The following is a 26151-nucleotide window of genomic DNA, read 5'->3' as shown; positions in this document are numbered from 1 at the left end:
ATTGAGACGTCAGACATCTCGATCAACAGCCCAGGGGCCTCGCTCGTTTCGCCTCATGACCGTCACCCGATCGGTGGCCGTCTCGAAGAAGCTCATTGAAATGTCTCGCCGAGAGGATTTCGATCAAGACGTCGTCCGAGGGATTCTCCGTGAGATGGAAACCTCTGAGGTGTTGTCCGTGCAGGTTCGGGATCAAGCGCGGTGCGCAATTGAATAGAATTTCCCTGTGAACGGCTCATCGGATTTCACTATCACGGGAATTCTGTAGCGTGGAACTGCTGCTCGGCGGGGTTGCGGGGGGCGTGGCCGAGGAGGCCGGTGCCGACGAGTTGGCCGTTCGACATGGCGTGAGTCGCTATGAGGTTACCAATAGGTGGGGACAGCGGTGATTGGAGCCGCCCATTGGATTCCCCGTCAACGGGTCTGAAGTACATTTGGCCCTTGCTGACACTTCGTGTCGTCACGTCTGACGTGAGCTCTGCCATCCGTCGATGTGCCCGTTGCTCGACGACCCCCTCGCGTCGGGCAACGGGCACGTTCGGGATACGGATCAGCGCCCCCGCGTGCCGCCGACCGGTACCCATTCCCCCTGGTGTTCCCCCGGGTGTTCCCGTGGTGCGCCGGCGACGTCCTCCCCGGTCGTCGGCGCGTCCGCCGTGGCCCCCGCCACGATCCGGACTGCCTCCGCGGTCGCCATGAGTCCCCCGTACAGCTCATGCCAACCGGTCGTGCCCCCAACGCCCTTGCCCCCCTCGGGCTCGGGCGGGTCGTTCATCGTGCGGTCACTCTCGTTCAGGTATGCCAGCATCCTTTCGTGCGGTGAATCCCCTCGATTCGGTTTCGACACGTGCATCCTCCCTGTCTCCCCCTGTTCTTCGTGTCGGGATTAGATCCCGACTCGGGACCACGGTGAAAGTGATCCGTGGTCCCGAGAAGCAGACCTATTCCGCGCGCCATTCCTCCTCCGGGCCGATGCCTAAGGCCAGTCGGGTGGCCTTCTTCAGGTCCTTGCTGACGGTCGCGGGCGAGACGCCCAGGTGGGCGGCGATCTCGACCCCGCTCAGGCCCCATACATGGGTCAATTCCCATATGGTGTACGGGCGTTCGTGGCCGATCGCGGCTCGTACGGCGGCGAGGAGTTCGATGAACTCCAGTGAGGCCGTGAGATGGTCCGCGGCGGGGCGGCCGGGAACGCCGGGCCACGGGACGCCTTCGGGGAGTTCCCCGGTCGGGTCCTCGTAGCGCGTACCGAGCCGGTTGTAGTGCGACTTGAGCTTGTTGCGGGCGACCACCGTCGCGAAGACGATCACCGGCTTCTCGAAGACGGTGCCCTTGCGGTACTCCAGGATGACGGCGATGCACGCCTCCTGCGTGATGTCCTCGGCGAGGACCGCGTCCCGGGTCAGTCGCCTGACCGCCCTGAGCAGGCGGGGATGTACCTCCTTCAGTTCTGCCTCGATGAGCCCTTCCAGCTCCTCCGACAGCCGTTTCGGCGGCGGTACGGCGCTCGTCGTCATGGCCCCCGAGCCTTGTCCCATGTCCTCCGCTCCATTCGATCTGCGGGTCGCCCCGCGTTGCCGGACATGGAGTAGGACGCGCGAGGCGCCGGATTCTTTCCACCGCCCCCGAAGGGGCTGGGCTTCAAGAATCCGGCGCCTCACACGCCCCTAGAGGCATGGACACACGACATGCGACCGACTCCGCCGACCCGGCCGAAGTCCTCGCCGACTTCGCACCAGGCGCAGCTGTCACGCATCACCTGTCACGCATCGCCTGTCACGCATCACCGGGACCGCGGCGGGTCCCGTATCCGGTCAGGCGGTGACCAGGGTCAGCCCGTAGCGGCTCAGGATCGGGTTGACCGGCTGGAACCAGGTCTGGCCGCCGCTGGTGCAGTTGCCCCAGCCGCCGGAGGTCACGCCCTGGGCCTGGTCGCCGGTGATGAACGAGCCGCCGGAGTCGCCCGGTTCGGCGCAGACGTTGGTGCCGGTCAGGCTGTAGACCGCGCCCTGGGCGTAGTTGACGGTGTCGCCCTGGGACAGGACAGTGCCGCAGTGCCAGTGGGTGGTGGAGCCGGAGCGGCAGATGGAGGAGCCGACCGGGGCGACGTTGGAGCCGCGGACCAGGACGTCGCTGACGGTGCCCCAGCCGAGGACGACCGGGACGGTCCACCAGCCGTTGCCGATGGAGATGTAGGAGTAGTCGTTGCCGGGGAAGGTGGAGCCGACGAAGGTGCCCATCGCCGAGCCGTCCCAGCCGGCCACGGAGCTGCCCGGCGTGCCGCAGTGCCCGGCGCTGACGAAGCCGCCGACCACCGAGAAGCCTATGGAGCAGCGGGTGTTGCCGTTGATGTAGTACGGGTCGCCGCCGACGGTCCCGGCCGAGAAGGTGCGGGGCGCGGGGGAGTTGTCGGCCTTGACGGTCAGCAGCCCGGCGGCGCGGGCGGGCGCGAGGAAGGCCGCCACGTCGGCGCGGTTCTCCGCCCCCGCCTGTACGTCGGCGACGACGCGGTTGGTCGTGACGTCGACGCGCCAGCTCCGCACCGCGGCGGGCGCACCGGCCGACGACTTGGCCGCGGTGTCGAGCCCGGCCTTGGCCGAGTCCAGCGCGGCCGCGGTGTGCGCGACCTTCACCGTCGAAGCGCCGGTCGCGCGTACGGCCTCGGTCGCGGCGCTGTCGGTCACCCCCACCACCAGCTTGCCGGAGGCGGCGTCGAACCACTCGCCGCCGAACGCCTTTCCGGCCGCGCGCCGGGCGGTGGGCGCCAGCGTGGTCGCTGTCGCCTCGGCCTTCAGTCGCGCGGTCGCCTGCGTCTGGGTCAGCCCCAGGTCCCGCTGCATGGCGCTCACCAGTCCCGGCGACAACGGCTCGGAGGCCGACGCCGAGGTCACCGGCGCCAGCCCCAACGCCCCTACTCCCAAAGCCACTACGGCGGACAGACACCAGCCCGTACGAGTCATACGTCGCATCGACGCGCTCCTTTGCACCTTCTCGCGAGCGAGAAATCGTGGGGGGACAACACACTCGAACAGCGCCCGGCAGTCCAGCGCGCCTCCACCGCACGAGAGCGCTCTCACCACCGGCCGTCCCCCACCATCAAACGATGTCGAGCACATGTCAACACCGCCTCACGCGTAACACCCGTTTCGTCCACGGATATCCGGAGGTAAAACGTCCGCCATGGCGAGATATCCGAGTCGCAAAGAAGCCGGACCCGCGCGCCGCCGGACCCGGACCCGCCACGGGCCCCGAACCGGCGCCGGACCCGACCCGCCGCCGGACCCGGACATGCCGCCGGGGGCGGCCGGCGGCCATGAACGGCCGCCGCCCGCCCCCGGCTTGTGGGGGGAGGAGAAAAGAACGGTGAGAAGGAAGGAGCGGCAGCGGGTGCTACCAGCCCACCGCGATCTCCATCCACTGCGGGTTCTGGAGCGAGGCGTACGCGGCCTGCCCGGCCACGTCGTCGTACGGGAACCCGTAGGCGAGGTGGTTGATCGCGTGGTCGTGCCAGAACTTGGCGTACCAGTTGGCCGGGTCGCCGCCCGTGTAGAACTTGGTCGGGTCCTCCCACTGGCTGGACGGGAGGTTGGCGGTGTGCCGGTTGAGCGCGGCGCACATGCCGGGGTTGCCCGCCAGCGAGCCCGCGCAGCCGAAGATGTTGGACGTGGGCTCGTTGACACCGACCGAATTGGCGTACGCCGTGAAGTAGTTGGCGTTCGCGCCGCCCGCGCGGAAGCTGGGGTCGCTGCCCGGCGCGATGATCCGGTACGGGGCCTGGGTCTGGGCCAGCACCTTGAACTGCTGCGGTACGGCGGCCTGGAACTGCGCGAAGGTCGCCTCCCGGCTCTGGTTGAACAGGTCCTGGCTGTCACCGAGTTGGACGTCCTGGCCGTCGTGCGTGTGCAGCCGGATGGCCAGCGGCAGGCCCCAGGCGTCGACCCGGGTGGTGTTCCCGTTGAAGACGTTGGCGCCGATGGTGAACTCGATGAAGTCGTAGTACTGGCTGTTCGGCGAGCCGAGGTAGAAGTACATCCGGCCCGAGGAGTTCGCCGGCATGTCGAAGTACGGCTGCTCGGCGATCGAGTGGACCGTGCCGTTGAAGCTCCAGTACACCTGGCTGTCCGGGTACTGGCCGTTGGTCCGGTTGAGGATCTTCAGTTCCATCACATTGTGCGCGGCCGGAATGTCGTCCGTCGTGCCCCAGAAGCTGTCACTGGGCGGTGTGGTGGGGGGAGTCGTGGTGCCGCCGCCGGTGGTGTTGACGGTCAGCTCCCACAGCGAGTAGCCGTACGCGGTGGCGCGGGCGGTGCCGTTGACCCGCAGGTAGCGGCCGGTGCCGGTGACGTTGAGCGCCTGGACGCCGCCGGTCCCGGTGGTGGTGGAGTAGATGTTCGTCCAGCCGCCGGTACCGCTGTCGGACACCTGGATCTGGAAGCCGGTGGCGTACGCCGCCTCCCAGTTGAGGCCGACCTTGCAGATGGTCTGCGAGGAGCCGAGGTCGACCTGGAGCCACTGCGGGTCGCCGAAGGCGCTGGACCAGCGGGTGCCGGTGTTGCCGTCGACCGCCGCCGAGGCGGGGGTGGTCGCGTTCTCGGTGGAGGACGCGGTGGCCGGGTGGTTCAGCGCGGCGTTGGCCGTGCCGCAGGCGGCGGGCGGCGTCGTACCGCCGTTGCCGTACACCTGGAACTCCCACAGGGAGTAGCCGTACTGGGTGGCGCGGACCGTGCCGTACACCCGGACATAGCGCCCGGAACCGTTTACGGTCAGCGTCTGGTTGCCGCCCGTTCCGGTCGTGGTGGAGTAGATGTCGGTCCAGGTCGTGCCGTTGGCCGACGTCTGGATCTTGAAGGATTTCGCGTACGCCGCCTCCCAGTTGAGGGCGACGGAGGTGATCGTCTGCGAGGAGCCGAGGTCGACCTGGAGCCACTGCGGATCGGCGGCGGCGCTCGACCAGCGGGTGCCGGTGTTGCCGTCCACGGCGGCCGACGCGGGGGTGCCCGCGTTCTCCGTCGAGGACGCGGTGGCCGGCTTGCCCTGGGAGAGCAGGGTGTCCGCCGCGCGGGCCGGGGACTGGGTCCAGACGAGCGCCAGGCTCGCCAGCAGGGCCGCGAGGACGGTGAAGATCAGAACCGGCCGGCGCCCGCCGCGCCATGGCCGTTGGCGCACCGACAGGGTAGTGCTGCCTGACATGTGTTCTCCTCAACCGGGTGGGGGTCCGTGATGGAGGCCGGAGGGAGCCGGAGTGCATTGAGAGCGCTCTCCCGGCGAGGTGATGTTTACAAGCGCCGAACAGCCGCGTCAATGAGTTGTTCAATAATGGTCAGTTGGCCCCGTGCCCGATTTCGAGAACCGAACGCGAGCGGACGCCGAACCCGCAGCTCACACCCCGCGCGCCGTCGTTCGCGCCTCGCACTCCCGCGCGCCGTCGTTCGCGCCTCGCACTCCCGCGCGGCGCGAAGGAGCGGCCCCGCACACGCCATCCATGCGCGGGACCGCTCCGGCTCGTCACGTCACCGGGCTACCCCAGCGACGCCAGGTGATCGCGCAGCCCGATCCCGTACGCCGTCGGCGTCCCGTCGTACGCCGAGATCAGCGACGGTCCCGAGGAGCAGTCCCAGGTGTTCCAGGTCCACCCCAGATACGACAGCTTGTGCGCGTCCAGCCAGCTCATGAACTGGTCGATGAAGCCGTGCGAGCAGGTGTTCTCGCCGATCTCACCGGCCACCAGCGGGACCTGCGCCGCGACCGGCGCGACCTGCGAATCCCAGCAGGCCGCCGAGGAGCAGGTGTTGAAGTTGTAGACGTGGAGCGAGGCGCCCAGATTGCCCGTCGGGTCCGTGGGCTTGTGCGCCAGCCAGCCGGTCAGGTCGTTGGAGTACGCCAGACCGCCCGCCAGGATCACGTTCTGCGCGCCGGTGCCGCGTACCGCGTTGATCATCGACTGCATGCCGGCCACCTGGTAGCCGATCCCCGGGCAGGTGCCGCCGTCCCGCCAGCAGGTCCACGCCTGCTCGGTGGTGGAGGTGGCGCGGTCCGGGTAGGGCTCGTTGAACAGGTCGAAGACCACCGAGGTGTTGTTCTTGAACGCGTTGGCCACGCCGGTCCAGAACGGGATCGCGTACTGCGCGTCCGGCATCGGCTTCTGGCAGGTCGCGTTGACGTCCGAGCAGCCCGCCGAGTTGCCGGTGTACGTGCCGTGGCTCCAGTGCAGCTCCACGATCGGCGTGATGCCGTGCGCGACCAGCCGGTTGACCCAGCCGGTGATCGCGGAGACGTAGTTGGCGCCGCCGTACGCGGCGGGCACGTACGAAAGGCCCTGCCAGCAGTCCTCGTTGAGCGGGACGCGGACCGCCGTGACGTGCCAGCTCTTGATCGCGTCGATCGCCGCGTCGTCCACCGGGCCGTCGAAGACGCCGTAGCCCTGCGCGCACATGAACTCGGTGCCGGAGCGGTTGACGCCGTGCAGCACGACGTTCTTGCCGGTGGAGTCGACGAGCTGGTTGCCGGAGACGTGCAGCTTGGGCGGCGCGGTGTCACCACCGGGCGGAGTCGTCGGCGGCGTTGTCGGTGGCGTTGTCGGTGGTGTCGTCGGGGGAGTGGTCGGGGGTGTCGTGGGCGGGGTCGTCGGGGGCGTGGTGGGCGGCGTCGTGCCGTTCACATTGCACGTGGTCCCGTTGAGTTTGAAGACCGTCGGCGCCGGGTTGGAGCCCGACCAGTTGGCCAGGAATCCGGCGCTCACCGAACCGCCCGTGGCGATCGTCCCGTTGTACGACATCGAGGCGACGCTGACGGTCTTGCCGGACTGGGTCCAGGTGCCGTTCCAGCCCTGGGTGACCTTCTGGCTGCCGGGGAAGTCGAAGCTCAGATTCCAACTGGTCGTCGCGGCGGCGTTGTTGGTGATCACCACATCGCCCTGGAATCCGGCGTCCCACTGGCTGGTCACCGAGTAGGCCACCGAACAGGCGGGGGCGGCACCCGACGCGGTCGCGCCGAGCGCGGCGGGTAGTAGCGCGGCGGCGGTCGCGGCCGTCGTGACGGCCGCGATCCCGAATGCCGCGGTGCGCGTGGGTCGTCGCATGTGCGACTCCTCGTAAGTGGGGGGATCGAGAAGTGGACGCGCTCCCACTGGTCCGCCGCAGACCATAGCGGCAAGTCGGCGAGGGCGGTAGGGGTTCGGTGACGACCGTGTCGACTTCTGTAGCGACTCCCCGGTGATAGCGGCATGAACATGCCGTTCTGCTTCACCTCTTGACAGTGCGCTCACAGCGCCTTGATTGTGGGAGCGCTCCCACTGGTTCAGATGTTTCCATCCCCCCACAGAACCGCGAGGAGGGCTTCTCGCATGCCCAGAGGAAGACCGTTCAGCAAGCGGATCCGCAGGCTGGTGACGGCTTTCGCCGTCGCGCTGTCCCTGCCGCTCGCCCTGACCGTGGCAGGCGGCGGAACCGTCGCCCACGCGGCCACTCTCCAGTGCAGCGTCGACTACTCGGCCAACGACTGGGGTTCGGGCTTCACCGCCAACGCCACCATCACCAACCGCGGTACGGCCGCGATCGACGGCTGGACACTGACGTACGCCTACGCCGGCAACCAGACGCTCCAGAGCGGCTGGAACGGCACCTGGTCGCAGACCGGGAAGAACGTCACCGTCAAATCGCTCGACTGGAACAAGACGATCGCGCCGAACGCCGGTGTGACCACGAGCGCCAACTTCAACTACAGCGGCACGAACGCGGCGCCGACCGCTTTCGCCGTCAACGGCACCGTATGCGGGGGCGCTCACCAGCCACCGCTCACCGTGCTCACCAGCCCGTCGGCCGGGGCCACGTACACCGCCGGCGCCAGCATCCCGCTGGCGGCCACCGCGGTCGCGGCGGACTCGGCGACCGTCAGCAAGGTGGAGTTCTGGAGCGACACCACGCTGCTGGGCACCGACACCACCTCGCCCTACACCTTCACCTGGCCCGCGGTCGCGGCCGGTGACTACTCGGTCTACGCCAAGGCGTACGACAGCCTGGGCGCGTCCGGCGAATCGACCCCGGTGGGCGTGCACGTGGCCGCCGGGCCCTCGATCGTCGCCTCGCCCACGCAGGTCTCGGTCACGCAGGGCGGCACCGGCACCTTCGGTGTCAAGCTGTCCGGCGCGCCGTCGGCCAATGTCACGGTCGCCGTCGCGCGCACCTCGGGGAACACCTCGCTGACCGTGAAGTCCGGCGCCAGCCTGACCTTCACCCCCGCCAACTGGAGCACGGCGCAGACGGTCACCGTCGCCGCCGCGGCCACCGGCAGCGGAGCGGCGACCTTCTCCGCGACCGCCACCGGCTTCGCCAAGGCCGACGTCACGGTGACGGAGGTGACGGGCACCAGCGGCACGTACGACTCCCGCTTCCTGAACCTCTACGGCAAGATCACCGACCCGGCCAACGGCTACTTCTCCCCGCAGGGCATCCCCTACCACTCGGTGGAGACCCTGATCGTGGAGGCGCCGGACTACGGGCACGAGACGACGTCGGAGGCGTACTCGTACCTGATCTGGCTCCAGGCGATGTACGGCCGGATCACCCAGGACTGGAGCAAGTTCAACGGGGCCTGGGCGCTGATGGAGAAGTACATGATCCCCACCTCCGCCGACCAGCCCACGAACAGCTTCTACGACCCGAGCAAGCCCGCCACGTACGCGCCGGAGCACCCGCTGCCCTCGGACTACCCGTCCAAGCTCGACACGAGCGTCCCGGTCGGTCAGGACCCGATCGCGAACGAGCTGAAGTCGGCGTACGGCACGTCCGACATCTACGGCATGCACTGGCTCCAGGACGTGGACAACACCTACGGGTTCGGTGACACGCCCGGCGGCGGCTGCGAGCTGGGCCCGACGGCGGCCGGTCCCTCGTACATCAACACCTTCCAGCGCGGCGCGCAGGAGTCGGTGTGGGAGACGGTGCCGCAGCCGACCTGCGACGCCTTCAAGTACGGCGGCACCAACGGCTATCTGGACCTGTTCACCGGCGACTCGTCGTACGCCAAGCAGTGGAAGTACACCGACGCCCCGGACGCCGACGCGCGCGCGATCCAGGCCGCCTACTGGGCGGACACCTGGGCCAAGGCGCAGGGCAAGGGCGCCGATGTGGCGACCACGGTCGCCAAGGCCGGAAAGATGGGCGACTACCTGCGGTACTCGTTCTTCGATAAGTACTTCAAGAAGATCGGCAACTGCACGAGTCCGTCCTGCCCGGCGGGCACCGGCAAGGACAGCGAGCACTACCTGCTGTCCTGGTACTACGCCTGGGGCGGTTCCAGCGGTACGGGCGGCGGCTGGTCCTGGCGGATCGGTGACGGCGCCTCGCACTTCGGCTACCAGAACCCGCTGGCGGCCTACGCGTTGACCACCGACCCGGCGATGGCCCCCAAGTCGGCCACCGGCAAGCAGGACTGGTCGACCAGCCTCACCCGGCAGTTGGAGTTCTACACCTGGCTCCAGTCCAAGGAGGGCGGCATCGCGGGCGGTGCCACCAATAGCTGGGACGGCGCCTACGCCCAGCCCCCGGCCGGCACGCCGACCTTCTACGGGATGGCGTACGACTGGGAGCCCGTCTACCACGACCCGCCGTCGAACCAGTGGTTCGGCATGCAGGCGTGGTCGATGGAGCGCGTCGCCGAGTACTACCAGCAGACCGGTGACGCCAAGGCCAAGGCGGTGCTCGACAAGTGGGTGACCTGGGCGATCTCCCAGACCACCATCAACCCCGACGGCACCTTCAAGATCCCGTCCGACCTGGCCTGGACCGGCGCTCCCGACACCTGGAACGCCGCCTCGCCGGGCGCCAACGCCAACCTGCACGTCACGGTCACGTCCTACGGCAACGACCTCGGTGTCGCCGCCGCCCTGGCCAAGACCCTGTCGTACTACGGCGCCAAGTCCGGGAACGCCGCCGCCAAGACCACGGCCAAGGCGCTGCTGGACGGCATGTGGAGCAACAACCAGGACGCCCTGGGCATCGCGGTGCCGGAGACCCGTACGGACTTCTCCCGCTTCAACGACCCGGTCTACGTCCCGTCCACCTTCTCCGGCGCCATGCCGAACGGCGACAAGATCAACTCCAGCTCGACCTTCCTGGAGCTGCGTTCCTTCTACAAGAACGACCCCAACTGGTCCAAGATCGCCACCTACCTCGGCGGAGGAGCCGCCCCGACCTTCACCTACCACCGCTTCTGGGCCCAGGCGGACATCGCGCTGGCGATGGGCTCGTACGCGCTGCTCTTCAACGAGTGAGGCGGCGTACGACCACCCCTGATGTGACGTGAGTCACGCGAGAGGCCCGGTCCGCTTCCGCGGGCCGGGCCTCTCGTATGGGGTGAGTGACGGGACTTGAACCCGCGGCCACCTGGACCACAACCAGGTGCTCTACCAACTGAGCTACACCCACCATGTCCGGCGCTTTCAGGCGCCGACCTGAAGAAGTGTACAGGGTGCGGGGGCGTGCTCGCGCATCCCTTTTGGCGAGCTTTCGCGGCCGCTTCCCGCGGCCTTTCCTGGCCGCTCAGCAGGGCCTTCCGGCCGCGCTACTCCGCCGGCAGGACGTGCTTGGCCGCGATGGCCCGCACGGTGTCGGTGTCCGGCCCCGGCTGGGGGACGAAGACCGCCTCGCGGTAGTAGCGCAGCTCCGCGATCGACTCGCGGATGTCGGCCAGCGCCCGGTGGTTGCCGTTCTTCTCCGGGCTGTTGAAGTACGCGCGCGGGTACCAGCGGCGGGCCAGCTCCTTGATCGAGGAGACGTCCACGATCCGGTAGTGCAGGTGCTGCTCCAGGGTCCCCATGTCGCGCGCGAGGAAGCCGCGGTCGGTGGAGACCGAATTCCCGCACAGCGGCGCCTTGCGCGGCTCGGCCACGTGCTCGCGCACGTACCCCAGCACGATCTTCTCGGCCTCATCGAGCGTGATCCCGCCGGGCAGCTCCTCCAGCAGACCGGAGGAGGTGTGCATCTCCCGCACGATGTCCGGCATGGTCACGAGCGCCTCGTCGGGCGGCCGGATGACCACGTCCACCCCGTCCCCGAGCACATTCAGCTCGGAGTCCGTGACGAGCGCGGCCACCTCGATCAGCGCGTCGTGGGCCAGCGACAGCCCGGTCATCTCACAGTCGATCCACACCATCCGGTCGTTCATACGCCTCACCCTACGGGGCGATCCCGTGAGCCGGGCAGTGCGGCGCCCAGGCTGCGTGGGGCGCGCAGCCGCCCCCGGGACGCGCTCTCGGCCGCCTCGGCCCTGCTGCCGGGCTGCTCGGGCACACGGGCGGCGACGTAGGCGTCACTGTCCGTCTTGCCGGGTGCGGCCAGGATCTGGGAGACCGGGCCGCGCCGGGGCGGCGGCAGGTCGGGTGCGGGCGGCGTGCGGTCCGGCTCGTCCTGCGGCCTGCGGGCGCGGTAGGCCGCCCGGTAGGACGCGGGGGAGGAGCCGAGCTGCCGCCGGAAGTGCCCGCGCAGCGCGACGGGCGAGCGGAAGCCGCAGCGGCCCGCCACCTCGTCGACCGAGTAGTCCGACGTCTCCAGCAGCCGCTGCGCCTGGAGCACCCGTTGGGTGATCAGCCACTGCAACGGCGCGCTGCCGGTGAGCGAGCGGAACCGCCGGTCGAACGTCCGACGGCTCATGTACGCGCGCGCGGCCAGCGCCTCGACGTCGAACTGCTCGTGAAGATGCTCCAGCGCCCAGGCGACGACCTCGGCCAGCGGGTCGGCGCCGATCTCCTCGGGTAAAGACCGGTCGAGGTGTCGCTGACCGGTCTGCCAGTCCGCCCGGCGGGGCGGTACGACCAGGCGTCTGGCCAGCGCCGCCGCGGCCTCGCCGCCGTGGTCGGTGCGCACCACGTGCAGGCACAGGTCGATCCCGGCGGCGGTCCCCGCGGAGGTGAGGACGTCGCCGTCGTCCACGAACAGTTCCCTGGGGTCCACGTGCACCGAGGGATACCGTTTGGCGAGCGTGGGCGCGTACATCCAGTGTGTGGTGGCCGGGCGGCCGTCCAGCAGCCCGGCGGCGGCCAGCACGAAGGCGCCGGTGCACAGTCCGATGATCCGGGCACCCTCCTCGTGGGCGCGGCGGATCGCGTCCAGCGCCTCGGGCGGCGGCGCCTGGGAGATCGAGCGCCAGGTGGGCACGACGACCGTGCCGGCCCTGGAGAGTGCCTCCAGGCCGTAGGGCGCGGTCAGTTCGAGTCCGCCGGTGGTCCGCAGCGGGCCGTCCTCCCCGGCGCAGACCAGCAGCCGGTAGCGGGGCACGCCCGCGTCCTGCCGGTCTATGCCGAAGACCGAGAGCGGTATGGAGCTCTCGAAGATCGGTCCGCCGCTGAAGAGCAGCACGGCGACGACTTCCGGTCGGCGTCGCGCGGAAAGTTTACGAATGGCGCGAGGCGATGCCGATGGTGCTTGCGACGGACTGTCCGCCGCCGTAACGGAACTGGACTCCTGGCTCATGGAGCTCAAGCCCCCCTCGAATCGACGCGTCGTCCCCTCGGTCCTGCATGTTTTCCCCCATGAGGCCACCCATGATCAAATCTACTGTGTCAGGTGGGGCGTTAGTGACTAGTTCACCATCTGACGCTAAGTCGACAAGACAACGTGGCGTAAAGCATTCGATCACGAAGCGTTTCACTCGCTGAGCCCGCTGGGAAGTACGCCTCCCGCCACACGGGCCACCAAACGCCCCCTCCGCGTCTTTGGGCATCGTAGAACCGCAGGTGGTGGGGGTGTTAATGATCCGGAAGCCCAATCGGCGCGCAGGGAAGAGAAGTTGGCCGAAAAACGTCGTTCGGCGGGCCGGTGTGCGTAAAGGGCGCCGGGTGGTGCGCCCACCGCGTGCGGGGAGCGGTGCGCGGCGCGCGGCCGGCCGGCGCGCCTGCCGGAGCCCGAACACGTCGTTCACGTGCGCCGGAGGTGTCCTGCGCACCGGTCCGAGGTCCCTGCGGCGGGGTTCCGAGGCGTTCCGGAAGAGCCACGGACGGGTGATCCCGATGCGCCCCCACGGTGCGCCGGTGCGCTGAACCGTGCCGCCGGTTGGCGTGATGGCGTTGCACTCTGGGCCCGGCTCCGGCATTCTTCCGGAAACTCCGGGTACCTGCCGGGTACGACAGGGCTGTGGAGCCCCGGCAAGCCTGTGCAGGCGGTCTCCGCGGCCGTACTCTGGAGTCAGTGGGACGGGAAGTGGCGAACTGGCCGAAACCGGCTGGTTCCGGCGGCCCGCCCCGCGCGCACCGTCCTTGTCCGCCGCTCGGCGCGTCAGCGCCGCCCTCGCCGAGAATCCGCATCATGGCCGGTCATGAGTTTCCCGAGCCCGCCGACGGCAGGCCGCTCGCCGAGTCGGCGGCGCTGCCCGAGCAGGCTCCAGCGCTGCGGCACGCCTGCGATCCTGCCTTCCGGCACGGGGTCGTGGTGGGCTTCGACGGTTCCCTCTCCAGCGAGCGCGCCCTGTCCTACGCCATCGGCATGGCCCGCAGGACGCACTCCGCGCTGATCATCGTGCATGTCGCCAACCGGCTTCCGGCCACCGTGTGGGCGGGCTGCGAACCGCCGGTCTTCGTGGACGTGCCCGACCACCGCACCGAAGTCCTCGGCCTCGAACTGGCCTGCGCGGACCACCTCGCCGAGATCTCCTGGGTGTTGGTGGAGCGCGGCGGCGACATCTGCCACGAGTTGGAGGAGGTCGGCCGGGAGTACGAGGCCGACGCCATCGTGGTGGGCGGGACGCACGGCCTGGTCGGCCGGATCTTCGGCTCGGTTGCCGGGCGGCTCGCGCGGCGGGCGCAGCGGCCCGTGGTGGTCATTCCGTAGGGCGCGGAGGGTCGCGGTGGCTCGCGGAGGGTCGCGACGGGTCACGGAGGGTCGTGGCGGGTCGCGGCGGGCGGTCGCACGTTCCGTGCGGGATCGTCCCGTACGGACATTTACGAAGGCCCCCGCCGGGCTGGCGGGGGCCTTCGCCGTATGCGCGACCGGCGACGAGCCGATCGCTCGGCTACTCGACGGTCACGGACTTCGCCAGGTTACGCGGCTTGTCGATGTCCCGGCCCAGCGCGAGGGCCGTGTGGTACGCGAAGAGCTGGAGCGGGATGCCCATCAGGATCGGGTCCAGCTCGTTCTCGTTCTTCGGTACGACGATGGTGTCGTCGGCCTTCTCCTGCGGCTGGTGCGCGACCGCGAGGATGCGCCCGCTGCGGGCCTTGATCTCCTCCAGGGCCGCCCGGTTCTTCTCCAGCAGGTCGTCGTCCGGCACGATCGCGACCGTCGGCATGGACGGGTCGATCAGGGCCAGCGGCCCGTGCTTCAGCTCCGAGGCCGGGTACGCCTCCGCGTGGATGTACGAGACCTCCTTGAGCTTCAGCGACGCCTCGCGGGCCACCGGGTAGCCGCGTACCCGCCCGATGAACAGCATCGACTTGGCGTCCGCGTACCGCCTGGCCAGCGCCTTGATCTCCGGCTCGGTCTTCAGGATCTCGTCGATCTGGCCGGGCAGCCGGCGCAGGCCCTCGATGATCCGCTTGCCGTCGGCGACCGACAGGTCGCGGATCCGGCCCAGGTGCAGGGCGAGCAGCGCGAAGGCGACCACGGTGTTGGTGAAGCACTTGGTGGACACCACGCAGACCTCGGGCCCGGCGTGCACATAGGTGCCGCCGTCCGCCTCGCGGGCGATGGCCGAGCCGACCACGTTGACCACGCCCAGCACCCGCGCGCCCTTGCGCTTGAGCTCCTGGACGGCGGCCAGCACGTCGTACGTCTCGCCGGACTGGGAGACCGCGACATAGAGGGTGTCGGGGTCGACCACCGGGTCGCGGTAGCGGAATTCCGAGGCGGGCTCGGCGTCCGCGGGGATACGGGCCAGCTCCTCGATCAGCCCGGCGCCGATCTGCCCCGCGTGGTAGCTGGTACCGCAGCCGAGGATCTTGATCCGGCGCACCCGGCGGGCCTCGCCCGGCTCCAGGTTCAGGCCGCCCAGGTGCACGGTGGAGAACCGGTCGTCGATCCGGCCGCGCAGCACGCGGTCGACCGCCTCCGCCTGCTCGGAGATCTCCTTGTGCATGTACGTGTCGTGGCCGCCCATGTCGTACGACTCGGCCTCCCACTCCACGGTGGTCGGCGTCGCCGTGGTCAGCGAGCCCTCGGTGGTGTACGTCCGGAAGTCGTCGGCCTTGAGGGTGGCCATCTCGCCGTCCTGCAAGGTGACGACCTGGCGGGTGTGGGCGACGAGCGCGGCGACGTCGGAGGCGACGAACATCTCCTTCTCGCCGATGCCGAGGACGACGGGGGAGCCGTTGCGGGCCACGACGATACGGTCGGCGAAGTCGCGGTGCAGGACGGCGAGGCCGTAGGTGCCCTCGACCGAGCGCAGCGCCTCGCGGACCTTCTCCTCCAGGGTCTCCGCCTGGGCCCGGCCGATCAGGTGGGCCAGCACCTCGGTGTCGGTCTCCGAGGCGAAGGTGACGCCGTCGGCGGAGAGCTTGGCGCGCAGCTCGGACGCGTTGTCGATGATCCCGTTGTGGACGATCGCGACCTTGCTGTCCCCGTCGAGGTGCGGGTGCGCGTTGTGGTCGCTCGGGGCACCGTGGGTGGCCCAGCGGGTGTGCGCGATGCCGGTGGTGCCCGCGAAGCGCTTGGGGATGCGGGCTTCCAGCTCGCGCACCCGGCCCTTGGCCTTCACGGTCCTCAGCTCGCCGGACTTTCCGGTGATCACGACGCCCGCGGAGTCGTAACCCCGGTACTCCAGCCGCTGCAACCCTTCGAGAAGCAGCGGTGCCACGTCACGCCTGCCGATGTATCCGACGATTCCGCACATATGGTCGTCCCTCGTCCCTGTGTCTGTCCGTGTTCTGTTCTGTTCTTTTCGGCCCCCGGGTGCCCTGTCCCGGTGGCCGACGGTGCGCGGCGGCTCGGCCGCATCGTTGGCTCGGTCGCTCAGCCGTAGACGATGCGGCGGAGCTGGCGCTGCGAGAGGGCCGAGGGGGCCACCGCGCGGTGCGGCAGCTCCTCGGCGATCCGCTCGAAGATGTCCGCGTTGACCAGGCCCTTGGCCTGGAGTTCGCGGTGTCTCCTGCGGACGAACTCCTCCGTCGTCTCGTCGAAGTACGCCAGCACGTCCAGCACCACCCGGCTCGCCTCGCCGCGGTGCAGCGGCGTGGAGCGCACCAGGTGGTCGATCAGGTCCTCGTAGGACGTCCGGCGTTCGAGCACCCGTCGATACTGATGTGATCATCTGCGCTTTGCAAGAATCCTGCCCGATTTCGGGCAGGGAAAGCGGCCAAGGGGGTGAAAATTCGGCCGTTACGGACGAAGACGGCACTGCTGCGGGCGCGGACGGCCCGGTCGGCCCGGTTGGCCCGGTTGGCCCGGTTGGCCCGGCTACGGGTGCGGCCGGTGGGCCGCCAGGGGGTTGGGGAGGGTGCCCGCGAACTGGAGGGCGGCCGACGGGTCGGCGAGGTCGATCATCTGCTGGTTGTCACGGAGCTGGAGCCGGTTGAGGCAGGACAGGGTGAATTCCGGCGCGAAGAGGTCGTACCGCTTGAACCGGTCGGCGAGGTCGGGGTGGGCGGCCTGGTAGTCGGCGACGCACTCGGCGACCGTCCGCCAGAACACCGTTTCGTCCAGGATCTTCCCGGTGTGGAGGATCGCGCTGAGGAAGCGGAAGAAGCAGTCGAAGACATCGGTGAAGACGGCGAGCACCCGCTCGTCCTCCGGGACCTCGGCCCTGATCCGCTCCACCTCGGGCGGCAGCGGCGTCTCCGGGTCCATGATCACGATCTCCTCCGCGATGTCCTTGAACACCGCCCGCCGCACCGTCCCGGTCTCGTCCAGCACCAGGATCACGTTCTCGCCGTGCGGCATGAAGGCCAGCCCGTAGGCGTAGAGGCTGTGCAGCACCGGGACGAGATACGCGTCCAGGTAGCGCCGCAGCCAGGTCTCGGCGGGGAGGCCGGAGCGGGCGATGAGGGCGCCCGCGAAGGAGGTGCCCGCGTCCGTGCGGGTGCCTGTGTCCGTACCCGTACCCGTACCCGTGCCTGTGTCCGTACCCGTGCTCGTGTCGGCGTCGGTGTGCAGCAGCGACGCCATCGTGGCCAGGTGGTGGCCCGGCTCCAGGTCCGCGACCGGGCTCTCCCGCCACAGCGCGGCCAGCATCTTCCGGTACGGGGAGCCGTACGCCGTGGCCGCCTCGTACTGCCGGTGGTGGTAACCGATCGCCGCCCGCTCGCGGATGATCGAGAAGCGGGCGGCGGTGAAGGTGGGGTCGGCGGCGATCAGCTCGGCGAGCCAGTCGTTGATCGCCGGGGTGGCCGCCATGTACGCGGCGGACAGGCCGCGCATGAAGCCCATGTTGAGGACGGACAGCGCCGTCTTCACATAGTGCCTGGTCGGGACGGTGGTGTTGAAGAACGTACGGACCGACTGCTGCGCCAGATACGCGTCGTCGCCGGGGCCGAGGCAGACCAGGTGCTGCCGGGCGACCTCGCCCGCGAAGGTGACCGAGAGCTTGTTCCACCACTGCCAGGGGTGGACCGGGATCAGCAGATACGCGGCCGGGTCGAGGCCCCGGCCGGTCAGCACGGCGGCGAAGCGCCGGAGCTGCTCCCGGCCCAGTTCGGCGGTGAGGAAGTCCTCGTAGTCGATGCCCGCGCCCGCGCTGAAGGTGGTGCGGTCGCGGCGCGCGGCCAGCCAGATCAGCCGGACGGGGGAGGCGGCCTCGGGCGCGTACCGCGGGTGGTCGTCCGCGCCGAAGCCGAGCCGGCCGCTGTTGGCGACGAAGCAGGGGTGGCCCTCGGTCATCCCGGTCTCGATGGCCTGGAATCCGGCGCGGGTCAGCTCCGCCGCGCTCACCGGCGCGCGGTCGCGGGCGGCGAGCCTGAAGGCGGCGGCGGAGAGGGTCGCGCTGATCTCCTCCAGGTAGACCGGCAGGACGCTGTCGCTGATGGCGAGGGTGGTGCGCAGCTCGGTGATGAAGTCGAGCGCGTCGAGGGGGAGTTCGGCCTCCTGCCGGTGGCGGGTGACGGTCGCCGGGTCGATCCGCCAGTGGTCGAGGGCCAGGCGGCGGGCGGCGAAACGGTACGTCGTGGCGCCGTCGTCGCTGCGGACGAGGTAGCTGTCGTGGTCCTTCTGACCGTGCCGGGCGTCCTGGGCGTCCGGGGCGGGCTGACGGTCCTGGCCGTGCTGGGCGTCCTGGCTCGAGGGCTCCGGGGTGAGCAGCCGTTCGTGGGCGAATTCGGCGAGGGCCTTGGCCACCAGGTGGCGGGTGGCCCGCTCCCACAGCTCCGGGGTGAGGTGGTCGACGTCGGTCATCGGGTGGCCTCGAAGCGCTCGCGGGTGCAGATGCTCAAGAAGGCGTCCTTCTCCGGCTTCTTGATCCGCTCGATGATCTCGAAGCCGACCGTCTCGTTGAGTACGTGCACCGCCGTGTTGCGGACGTCGGGCTCCACGATCACCCTGCGGGTCGCGGGATCGGCGAAGAGTTCGGCCATCACCGCCCTGATCACCGCGCGGGTGAAGCCGTGCACGGGGGTGTCGCAGGGCGCGACCAGGAAGTGCATGCCGACGTCACCGGGCCGCGCCGGGTAGAGCCCGACGAGTTCGACCCGCGCGGGGTCGTACCGTTCCATCAGGAAGACGGGCCGTCCGTCCTGGAGGCCGAGGAACGCCGCCTCGTACGGGGCCTGCGCGATCTCGGTGTACGCGCGCTCGACGTCGTAACGGCTCGCGTCGCCCATCAGCCAGAAACCGGCTTTCGGGTGCGTCACCCAGGTGTGCAGCAGGTCGGCGTCGGCGAGGGGGTCGACCGGGCGGAAGGTGAAGTCGAGGTCTGTGCTGGTGCTGCTCGCGCTGTGCGCGGTGCTTGCGGTCCTCGCGGTGCTTGCGCCGCTCATGCTGTTCGTGCTGCTCATGCGGTGAACTCCTGGAAGGCGATGGCCTTTTCCACGCGGTAGTGCTCGCGGCCGAGCAGCTCCCGGATGATGCGGGAGTTGCGGTAGGCCGCCATGCCGAGGTCGGGGGAGACGAAGCCGTGCGTGTGCAGTTCGGCGTTCTGCACGTAGATCGCGCGCTCGGTGACGTCGATGGCGTAGTCGCGGGTGACGTCGTAACGGCCCTGCTCGTCCCAGCGGATGCGGTCCCGGACGGGGGCGAGGAATTCCGGCACCTGGTAGCGGTAGCCGGTGGCGAGGACCAGGCCCTCGGTGTCGATCGTGAACTCCCCGCCCTGCTCGCGTTGGCACAGTCCGAGGGTGTACGTGCCGCTGTCGGCGTCGTACCGCGCGCTGTCGAGCGAGGTGTTGGTGAGCAGCCGGGTCGGGACCTTGCCGCGCCGGTTCTTCAGATAGAGCAGGTCGAAGATGTCATTGATCAGCTCGGAATTGATCCCCTTGTAGAGGTTCTTCTGCGACACGTTGAGCGAGTCGCGGACCGGGGACGGCAGGGAATGGAAGTAGTCGACGTATTCGGGCGACGTCATTTCCAGCGTGAGCTTGGTGTATTCGAGCGGGAAGAAGCGCGGCGAGCGGGTCACCCAGTTCAGCGCGTAACCGTGCGCGTCGATGTCCTGGAGCAGGTCGTGGTAGATCTCGGCGGCGCTCTGCCCGCTGCCGACGATCGTGATGCTGCGCTTGCGCTGGAGGTCGCTCTTGGCCGCCAGATAGCGGGAGTTGTGGATGAGGTCGCCGCCGAGCCCTTCGCAGGCGGCGGGGACGTACGGCGGTGTGCCGGTGCCGAGGACCAGTCGGCGCGTACGGTGCGCCGCGCCGCTCGCGGTCCGTACGACGTAAGTCCCGCCGTGCGTGTCCTCGTACGTTGCGCCGTCCTCGTAGGTCACCTCGGTGACCGTCTGTCCGAAGCGGATCGACGGGATGCGGGCGGCGGCCCAGCGGCAGTAGTCGTTGTACTCCTCGCGCAGCGGATAGAAGCTCTCGCGTATGTAGAAGGAGTACAACCGCCCCGATTCCTTGAGGTAGTTGAGGAAGCTGAAGGGCGAGGTGGGGTCGGCGAGGGTCACCAGGTCCGACATGAACGGCGTCTGGAGGGTGCTGCCCTCCAGGAACATGCCGGAGTGCCAGTCGAAGTCCGGTTTGGCCTCCAGGAAGAGGCCGTTGAGGTCGTCGATCGGCTCGGTCAGGCAGGCGAGGCCCAGATTGAACGGGCCGAGGCCGATCGCGATGAAGTCGAACTCCGGTTCCGGCGCGGCGGGTTCGGATGCCGAGTCCGGGTCACGAGGCGTGGACAAGTGCGTCTCCCAGGTACTGGTCCGCGTGCTCGGCGAGCAGGTCGAGGACGGTGGCGATGTCGGCGGGGGTGGTGCGCGGGTTGAGCAGGGTGAACTTCAGGTAGTGGCTGCCGCGTACCTTCGTGCCCGCCACGACGGCCTCGCCCGAGGCGAACAGCGCCTTGCGGGCGTGCAGGTTGGCGCGGTCGATCAGCGCCGGGCTGGTGACGGCGGCCGGGATCCAGCGGAAGACCAGCGTGGACAGGGTCGGCGGGGCGACCACTTCGAAGCGCGGGTCGGCGTCGAGCAGCTTCCAGCCCTCGGCGGCCAGGTCCACGACCTCGTCGAAGAGCTGGCCGACGCCGTCGGCGCCCATCACGCGCAGCGTCATCCACAGCTTGAGGGCGTCGAACCGCCGTGTGGTCTGGAGCGACTTGTCCACCTGGTTGGGGATGCGCTCGGTGGTGGTGCGGCGCGGGTTGAGGTAGTCGGCGTAGTACGTGGCGTGCCGCAGCGTGGTGCGGTCGCGGACCAGGAGGGCGCTCGAACTGACGGGCTGGAAGAAGGACTTGTGGTAGTCGACGGTCACCGAGTCGGCGCGCTCGATGCCGTCGAGCAGGTGGCGGCGGGTGGGGGAGACCAGCAGGCCGCAGCCGTACGCGGCGTCCACGTGCAGCCACACGCCGTGGCGCTCGCACAGGTCGGCGATGGCGGGCAGCGGGTCGATGGAGCCGAAGTCGGTGGTGCCCGCGGTGGCGACGACGGCCATCGGGGTCAGGCCCTCGCGGGCGCAGCGGTCCAACTCGCGGGCGAGCGCGAGGCTCTGCATCCGCTTGTTCTGGTCGCAGGGGACGGCGATGACGGCGTCGGCGCCGAGGCCGAGCAGCTTCGCGGACTTCTGGACGCTGAAGTGGCCGCACTCGGAGGCGAAGATGCGCAGCCGCGAGGAGGCGGCGCCGCGGGTGACGGCTTCCTCGCGGGCGAGCAGCAGCGCCTGGAGGTTGGACTGGGTGCCGCCGCTGGTGAAGACGCCGTCGGCCGCCGGGCCGAGGCCCGCGCGCTCGGCCGTCCAGTCGATCATGCGGCGCTCGATGAGGGTGGCGCCGGCGCTCTGGTCCCAGGTGTCGAGAGAGGAGTTGACGGCGCTGAGCACGGCCTCGGCGGCGACGGCCGGTATGACGACCGGGCAGTTGAGGTGCGCGAGGTAGCGGGGGTGGTGGAAGTAGACGGCGTCGCGCAGATAGACCGCTTCGAGTTCGTCCAGCGCGGCGGCGGTGTCGCCGAGCGGCTGGGCGAGGTCGATCGCGTCGATCCGGGGCGCGAGGGCTTCCGGGGTGATACCGGTGAAAGGCCGGTCGGTCGCGGCGAGGGTGGCCGCCACCCGCTCGACTCCCTGGGAGACGGAGCGCAGATAGTGCTCCGTCGTGGCGTCGTTGAGCAGGTGTGAGCGCATGGGCAGACCTCTCGTTGAGCGGCTGAGTTAGGTTAGCCTAACCTAACTCACCGCTTCAACGGTCCTGTGTCCCAGTTGTCTCAGGGATCACTCTTCCCCGCAGGCGGGTGTTCTAGCCCACCAGCCCCAACTCCCGTGCGATCAGCATGCGCTGCACCTCGCTGGTGCCTTCGCCGATCTCCAGGATTTTGGAGTCCCGCCACATACGGGCCACCGGGTATTCGTTCATGAAGCCGTAGCCGCCGTGGATCTGCGTGGCCTCACGGGCGTTGGTGACCGCGATCTCGGAGGAGTAGAGCTTGGCCAGCGCCGCCTCCTTCTTGAACTCGTCGCCGTGCACCAGCCGCGACGCCGCGTCCCGCCACGCCAGCCGCGCCGTGTGGGCCCGCATCTCCATGTCCGCGATCTTGAACTGGATCGCCTGGTTGTCACCGATCGGACGCCCGAAGGCGTGCCGGGTCTTGGCGTACGACAGCGACTCGTCCACACAGCCCTGCGCCAGACCGGTGGACAGGGCCGAGATCGCGATCCGCCCCTCGTCCAGGATGCGCAGGAACTGCGCGTAGCCCCGGCCCTCCTCGCCCAGCAGATTCGCCGCGGGCACCCGGCAGTCGACGAAGGACAGCTCGCGGGTGTCCGACGCGTTCCACCCGACCTTGCTGTACTTCTTCGACACCGTGAAGCCGGGCGTCCCCGACGGCACGATGATCGAGGAGATCCGCGGCCTGCCGTCGTCCTTGCGGCCGGTCACCGCCGTCACCGTGACCAGCCCGGTGATGTCGGTGCCCGAGTTGGTGATGAAGCACTTGGTGCCGTTGATCACCCACTCGTCGGTCGCCTCGTCCAGCCGCGCGGTGGTACGGGTTCCGCCCGCGTCGGAACCGCACTCCGGCTCCGTCAGCCCGAACGCGCCCAGCATCTCGCCCGAGCAGAGCTTCGGCAGCCAAGTGCGCTTCTGCTCCTCGGTGCCGAACCTGAACACCGGCATCGCGCCCAGCGACACCCCGGCCTCCAGGGTGATCGCCACCGAGGAGTCCACGCGGGCCAGCTCCTCCAGCGCGATGCACAGCGCGAAGTAGTCGCCGCCCATCCCGCCGTACTCCTCGGGGAACGGCAGCCCGAACAGGCCCATCCGCCCCATCTCCCGCACGATCTCGTACGGGAACTCCTGCTGCTCGTAGAACTCGCCGATCTTCGGCGCGATCACGTCCTTGGCGAACTCCGCGACCGTGGCGCGCAGTTCCTCGTACTCGGCGGACAGACGGTGGTCGATCGACATGGCTACTGCTCCTGGTGGGTCAGGGCGCGGACGGTACGGGACGGGCTCGGCCGTCCCAGGTGCTCCGCCATCCACACGCTTGTGGCGCTGAGGCGGTCCAGATCGACCCCGGTACGGATGCCGAGGCCGTGCAGCATCCAGACGAGGTCTTCGGTGGCGAGGTTTCCGGTGGCGCTCTTGGCGTACGGGCAGCCGCCGAGGCCGCCCGCGGAGGCGTCCACGACGGTGACGCCCCGCTGGAGCGCGGCCAGCGTGTTGGACAGCGCCTGGCCGTAGGTGTCGTGGAAGTGCACGGCGAGCTTGTCGACCGGGACGCCGTTGCCGCCGGAGCCGCCGGTCAGTTCGTCCAGCAGCGCCGTGACATGGCCGGGCGTCGCCACCCCGATCGTGTCGCCGAGGCTCAGCTCGGTGCAGCCCAGTTCGTACAGCCGCCGGGCCGCGGCGGCGACCTGCCCGATCGGGACCGGGCCCTCCCAGGGGTCGCCGAAGCACATCGACAGATAGCCGCGGACGGTGGCGCCCGCGTCCCTGGCCCTGGTCACCACCGGGGCGAACATCGCCAGCGACTCCTCCACCGTCCGGTTGAGGTTGGCGCGGGCGAAGGACTCGGTGGCGCTGCCGAAGACCGCGATCTCCCGGACGCCCAGCTCCAGCGCCCGCTCCAGACCCCGCTCGTTCGGCACCAGCACCGGCAGCCGCACCGCCGGGTCCAGGTCCGCGAGCAGCGGCATCAGCTCGGCCGCGTCGGCCAGTTGGGGCACCCACTTGGGGTGGACGAAGCTGGTCGCCTCGATCGTGCCGAGCCCGGCCGCGGCGAGCCGGTGCACGAATTCCGCCTTCACGGCGGTCGGCACGGTCGCCTTCTCGTTCTGCAATCCGTCCCGCGCGCCGACCTCGTGGATCCGCACGGCCGTCGGCAGCCCGGCCGCGGGTACGGCCATCGGCAGTCCGGCGGGCAGCGCGCCGCCGGTCGCGTCCGTCGTCGTACCCGCGGCGGCGCTGGTGGGTGTCCCGGACGCGGCCGGGCTCCGGTCGGCGGTGCTCATGACGCCTCCCCGGCAGTCGGCGCGGAAGCCCGCGCGGTGGTCTGACCGGCAGCGGGTGCGGTGGTCCGCGCGGCGGTCGGTCCGGCGGGCGGCTCGGGCGCTGTTCCGGCGGCTGCCGCGGGTGTTGCCGCCTCGGCCGGGTCCTGCGGGGCCGACGGGGTGACCACCGCCAGCACCTGGTCCATCGCCACGGTGCTGCCCGCGGTGACGTCGATCTCGGACACCGTCCCGTCGTGCGGGGCGGTGATCACGTGCTCCATCTTCATGGCCTCCACCACCAGCAGGCTCTGGCCCGCCACGACCTCGTCCCCCTTGCCGACCTTCACCACCGTGACCGTGCCGGGCATCGGCGCGGTCAGCGCGCCGCCCCCGCCCCCGCCCGCGGCGCCGCGCAGGGCCGCGGCCACCGGGTCGTATGCCCGTACCCACCAGCCGTCGCCGTCCCGGCCCAGCCACTCGCCCGCGTGCCGGAAAGCGGTCACCGTGCCCTCGCGGTGCAGCAGCGCGCGCGGTCCGTCCAGCGTCAACCGGGCCGCCGTGGCCGGTCCTTCGCCGATCCGCACCAGGCCGTCACGGACCCGTACCGTCACCGGCTCCCGGCCGGGAACCCGCAGGTGGTGCACCGTCCAGGCCGCCTCGCCGCCCAGCCGCCAGCCGCTCGGCACCGAGAACGGGTCGGTCCAGCCGCCCGCGTCCGGGGCCGGGGCCAGCGCGGCCTGCCGCAGCAGCGCCGCCGCCGCGTACACCTCGTCCGGCACGCCGGGCGGCAGCAGTTCGGCGGCGTCCCGGTCGATCAGCCCGGTGTCCAGCTCGCCCGCGACCACCGCCGGGTGGGCCAGCAGCCTGCGCAGGAAACCGGTGTTGGTGTCCAGGCCCAGCACGACGGTGTCCGCCAGCGCGGCCCGCAGCCGTCGCAGCGCCGTGGCCCGGTCGGGGCCGTAGGCGATCACCTTGGCCAGCATCGGGTCGTAGGCCGTGCCCACCTCCGTGCCGACCGCGAGACCCGAATCGACGCGCACTCCGGGGCCGGTCGGTTCGGCCAGCGCCACGACGGTGCCCGCGGACGGCAGGAAGTCCACCCGGCCGTCGCCCGCTCTGGCGGTCTCCGCGCAGATCCGCGCCTCCATGGCGTGGCCGGTCATGGCGATGGCCCGCTGTCCGAAGCCCAGCCGCTCGCCGCACGCCACCCGGAGCTGCCACTCGACCAGGTCGAGCCCGGTGACCAGCTCCGTCACCGGGTGCTCCACCTGGAGGCGGGTGTTCATCTCCATGAAGAAGTACGCGCCGGGGTCGGCGCCGGGGACGATGAACTCCACCGTGCCCGCGCCCGTGTAGCCGCACGAGCGGGCGGCCTGCACCGCGGCCTCGCCCATCGCCTGCCGGGTCGCCTCGTCGAGCAGGACCGAGGGGGCCTCCTCGATCACCTTCTGGTGCCGTCGTTGCAGCGAGCACTCGCGCTCGCCGAGGTGCACCACCGAGCCGTGGCCGTCGGCCAGGACCTGGATCTCGATGTGCCGCGGCCGGTCGATCCACCGCTCCACCAGCAGCGTGTCGTCGCCGAAGGAGCCGCGCGCCTCGCGCCGGGCCGCCGCGATCTCCTCGGCCAGCAGGGCCTCGTCGCGCACCAGCCGCATGCCCTTGCCGCCGCCGCCCGCCGAGGGCTTGAGCAGCACCGGCAGGCCGATCTCCCGTGCCGCGTCGGCCAGTTGGTCGTCGGTGAGCCCACTGCCCGTGCTGCCGGGCACGACCGGGACGCCCGCGGCCCGGACCGTCTCCTTGGCGCGGATCTTGTCGCCCATCAGCTCGATGGCCTCGGCGGGCGGTCCGATGAAGACCAGGCCCGCCTCGGCGCAGGCGCGGGCGAAGGCCGCGTTCTCCGCCAGGAAGCCGTAGCCGGGGTGGACCGCCTGGGCACCCGCCTCCACGGCCGCCCGTACCTGCTCGGCGGCCGACAGATAGTTCTCGATCCGTACCGCGGTGTCCGCCTCGCGTACGTGCCGGGCGTCGGCGTCGGCGTCGGTGAAGACGGCGGCCGAGCGGACGCCCAGCTCCCGCAGGGTCCGCAGCACGCGGACGGCGATCTCGCCGCGGTTGGCGACCAGGACGGTGTCGAACATGGGGCTCGCGCTCCCGGCGGTTGCGGTGTTCATGGTCGG

General features: G+C 70.1%; 17 protein-coding genes and 1 tRNA gene. 2 read left to right on the top strand and 16 right to left on the bottom strand.

What is annotated here, in order from left to right; translation table 11 throughout:
* Window positions 1-941: 941 nt before the first annotated feature.
* The 4 genes from ACIOC1_RS12040 to ACIOC1_RS12025 form a co-directional block, all read right to left on the bottom strand.
* On the bottom strand, window positions 942-1538 hold the full coding sequence (locus tag ACIOC1_RS12040; RefSeq protein WP_355336971.1) for a sigma-70 family RNA polymerase sigma factor: 597 nt from the start codon (window positions 1536-1538) through the stop codon (window positions 942-944).
* A 276-nt stretch (window positions 1539-1814) separates the two neighbouring features.
* Entirely contained in the window at window positions 1815-2969 is a 1155-nt protein-coding gene (locus tag ACIOC1_RS12035; protein ID WP_391160533.1) for an alpha-lytic protease prodomain-containing protein, read from the bottom strand.
* A 421-nt stretch (window positions 2970-3390) separates the two neighbouring features.
* Entirely contained in the window at window positions 3391-5190 is a 1800-nt protein-coding gene (locus tag ACIOC1_RS12030) for a discoidin domain-containing protein (RefSeq protein WP_391046937.1), read from the bottom strand.
* Window positions 5191-5518: 328 nt separating this feature from the next.
* Window positions 5519-7078 carry a cellulose binding domain-containing protein gene (locus ACIOC1_RS12025; protein ID WP_391046934.1) on the bottom strand — a complete coding sequence of 520 codons (1560 nt, stop codon included), beginning with the start codon at window positions 7076-7078 and terminating at the stop codon, window positions 5519-5521.
* A gap of 264 nt (window positions 7079-7342) precedes the next feature.
* On the opposite strand from ACIOC1_RS12025, the gene ACIOC1_RS12020 reads away from it, so the two are divergent.
* Window positions 7343-10270, top strand: coding sequence for a glycoside hydrolase family 48 protein (locus tag ACIOC1_RS12020; RefSeq protein WP_401304796.1), 2928 nt, complete (start codon window positions 7343-7345; stop codon window positions 10268-10270).
* Window positions 10271-10348: 78 nt separating this feature from the next.
* On the opposite strand, the gene ACIOC1_RS12015 is transcribed toward ACIOC1_RS12020, so the two are convergent.
* From ACIOC1_RS12015 to ACIOC1_RS12005, 3 genes are all read right to left on the bottom strand, one after another.
* Window positions 10349-10424, bottom strand: a tRNA-His gene (locus ACIOC1_RS12015).
* 136 nt (window positions 10425-10560) lie between these two features.
* A complete protein-coding gene (gene orn, locus ACIOC1_RS12010; protein WP_401853602.1) occupies window positions 10561-11163 on the bottom strand; it encodes an oligoribonuclease in 603 nt (200 codons plus the stop codon).
* A 5-nt stretch (window positions 11164-11168) separates the two neighbouring features.
* Window positions 11169-12467: a helix-turn-helix domain-containing protein gene (locus ACIOC1_RS12005; RefSeq protein WP_355336981.1), complete on the bottom strand. Its 1299-nt coding sequence runs from the start codon at window positions 12465-12467 to the stop codon at window positions 11169-11171.
* An 831-nt stretch (window positions 12468-13298) separates the two neighbouring features.
* Here ACIOC1_RS12005 and ACIOC1_RS12000 point away from each other — a divergent pair.
* On the top strand, window positions 13299-13820 hold the full coding sequence (locus tag ACIOC1_RS12000) for a universal stress protein (protein WP_355336983.1): 522 nt from the start codon (window positions 13299-13301) through the stop codon (window positions 13818-13820).
* Between the two features lie 181 nt (window positions 13821-14001).
* Here the strand turns inward: ACIOC1_RS12000 and glmS are convergent, their stop codons facing one another.
* From glmS to ACIOC1_RS11955, 9 genes are all read right to left on the bottom strand, one after another.
* A complete protein-coding gene (gene glmS, locus ACIOC1_RS11995) occupies window positions 14002-15816 on the bottom strand; it encodes a glutamine--fructose-6-phosphate transaminase (isomerizing) (protein WP_401853599.1) in 1815 nt (604 codons plus the stop codon).
* Window positions 15817-15935: 119 nt separating this feature from the next.
* Window positions 15936-16211, bottom strand: coding sequence for a hypothetical protein (locus ACIOC1_RS11990; RefSeq protein ID WP_188280294.1), 276 nt, complete (start codon window positions 16209-16211; stop codon window positions 15936-15938).
* Window positions 16212-16379: 168 nt separating this feature from the next.
* Window positions 16380-18308 carry an IucA/IucC family protein gene (locus ACIOC1_RS11985; protein ID WP_401853596.1) on the bottom strand — a complete coding sequence of 643 codons (1929 nt, stop codon included), beginning with the start codon at window positions 18306-18308 and terminating at the stop codon, window positions 16380-16382.
* Window positions 18305-18907: a GNAT family N-acetyltransferase gene (locus ACIOC1_RS11980; protein ID WP_401853594.1), complete on the bottom strand. Its 603-nt coding sequence runs from the start codon at window positions 18905-18907 to the stop codon at window positions 18305-18307. The genes ACIOC1_RS11985 and ACIOC1_RS11980 overlap by 4 nt, the downstream gene beginning before the upstream one ends.
* Window positions 18904-20238: a lysine N(6)-hydroxylase/L-ornithine N(5)-oxygenase family protein gene (locus ACIOC1_RS11975; RefSeq protein ID WP_401853592.1), complete on the bottom strand. Its 1335-nt coding sequence runs from the start codon at window positions 20236-20238 to the stop codon at window positions 18904-18906. The genes ACIOC1_RS11980 and ACIOC1_RS11975 overlap by 4 nt, the downstream gene beginning before the upstream one ends.
* Window positions 20222-21670 carry a pyridoxal phosphate-dependent decarboxylase family protein gene (locus ACIOC1_RS11970; protein ID WP_401853590.1) on the bottom strand — a complete coding sequence of 483 codons (1449 nt, stop codon included), beginning with the start codon at window positions 21668-21670 and terminating at the stop codon, window positions 20222-20224. Before ACIOC1_RS11970 ends, ACIOC1_RS11975 begins: the two co-directional genes overlap by 17 nt.
* 112 nt (window positions 21671-21782) lie before the next feature.
* Window positions 21783-22949 (bottom strand): acyl-CoA dehydrogenase family protein, encoded by a 1167-nt coding sequence (locus tag ACIOC1_RS11965; protein ID WP_401853589.1) that lies wholly within the window; start codon window positions 22947-22949, stop codon window positions 21783-21785.
* Window positions 22950-22951: 2 nt separating this feature from the next.
* Window positions 22952-23890 (bottom strand): hydroxymethylglutaryl-CoA lyase, encoded by a 939-nt coding sequence (locus ACIOC1_RS11960; RefSeq protein ID WP_355337226.1) that lies wholly within the window; start codon window positions 23888-23890, stop codon window positions 22952-22954.
* A 101-nt stretch (window positions 23891-23991) separates the two neighbouring features.
* On the bottom strand, window positions 23992-26112 hold the full coding sequence (locus ACIOC1_RS11955; protein WP_401853668.1) for an acetyl/propionyl/methylcrotonyl-CoA carboxylase subunit alpha: 2121 nt from the start codon (window positions 26110-26112) through the stop codon (window positions 23992-23994).
* Window positions 26113-26151: the final 39 nt, after the last annotated feature.

The organism is Streptomyces sp. NPDC088197 (assembly GCF_044741185.1).
Lineage (GTDB): Bacteria > Actinomycetota > Actinomycetes > Streptomycetales > Streptomycetaceae > Actinacidiphila.
Note: the sequence above shows the minus strand (reverse complement) of the source record. Positions and strands in the feature narration are given on the sequence as shown.

Bases quoted from the DNA above. Each gene is read 5' to 3' on its own strand.
- ACIOC1_RS12040 (WP_355336971.1), bottom strand. From the start codon at position 1,538: ATGGGACAAGGCTCGGGGGCCATGACGACGAGCGCCGTACCGCCGCCG.
- ACIOC1_RS12035 (WP_391160533.1), bottom strand. From the start codon at position 2,969: ATGCGACGTATGACTCGTACGGGCTGGTGTCTGTCCGCCGTAGTGGCT.
- ACIOC1_RS12030 (WP_391046937.1), bottom strand. From the start codon at position 5,190: ATGTCAGGCAGCACTACCCTGTCGGTGCGCCAACGGCCATGGCGCGGC.
- ACIOC1_RS12025 (WP_391046934.1), bottom strand. From the start codon at position 7,078: ATGCGACGACCCACGCGCACCGCGGCATTCGGGATCGCGGCCGTCACG.
- ACIOC1_RS12020 (WP_401304796.1), top strand. From the start codon at position 7,343: ATGCCCAGAGGAAGACCGTTCAGCAAGCGGATCCGCAGGCTGGTGACG.
- orn (WP_401853602.1), bottom strand. From the start codon at position 11,163: ATGAACGACCGGATGGTGTGGATCGACTGTGAGATGACCGGGCTGTCG.
- ACIOC1_RS12005 (WP_355336981.1), bottom strand. From the start codon at position 12,467: ATGAGCCAGGAGTCCAGTTCCGTTACGGCGGCGGACAGTCCGTCGCAA.
- ACIOC1_RS12000 (WP_355336983.1), top strand. From the start codon at position 13,299: ATGGCCGGTCATGAGTTTCCCGAGCCCGCCGACGGCAGGCCGCTCGCC.
- glmS (WP_401853599.1), bottom strand. From the start codon at position 15,816: ATGTGCGGAATCGTCGGATACATCGGCAGGCGTGACGTGGCACCGCTG.
- ACIOC1_RS11985 (WP_401853596.1), bottom strand. From the start codon at position 18,308: ATGACCGACGTCGACCACCTCACCCCGGAGCTGTGGGAGCGGGCCACC.
- ACIOC1_RS11980 (WP_401853594.1), bottom strand. From the start codon at position 18,907: ATGAGCAGCACGAACAGCATGAGCGGCGCAAGCACCGCGAGGACCGCA.
- ACIOC1_RS11970 (WP_401853590.1), bottom strand. From the start codon at position 21,670: ATGCGCTCACACCTGCTCAACGACGCCACGACGGAGCACTATCTGCGC.
- ACIOC1_RS11965 (WP_401853589.1), bottom strand. From the start codon at position 22,949: ATGTCGATCGACCACCGTCTGTCCGCCGAGTACGAGGAACTGCGCGCC.
- ACIOC1_RS11960 (WP_355337226.1), bottom strand. From the start codon at position 23,890: ATGGCCGTACCCGCGGCCGGGCTGCCGACGGCCGTGCGGATCCACGAG.
- ACIOC1_RS11955 (WP_401853668.1), bottom strand. From the start codon at position 26,112: ATGTTCGACACCGTCCTGGTCGCCAACCGCGGCGAGATCGCCGTCCGC.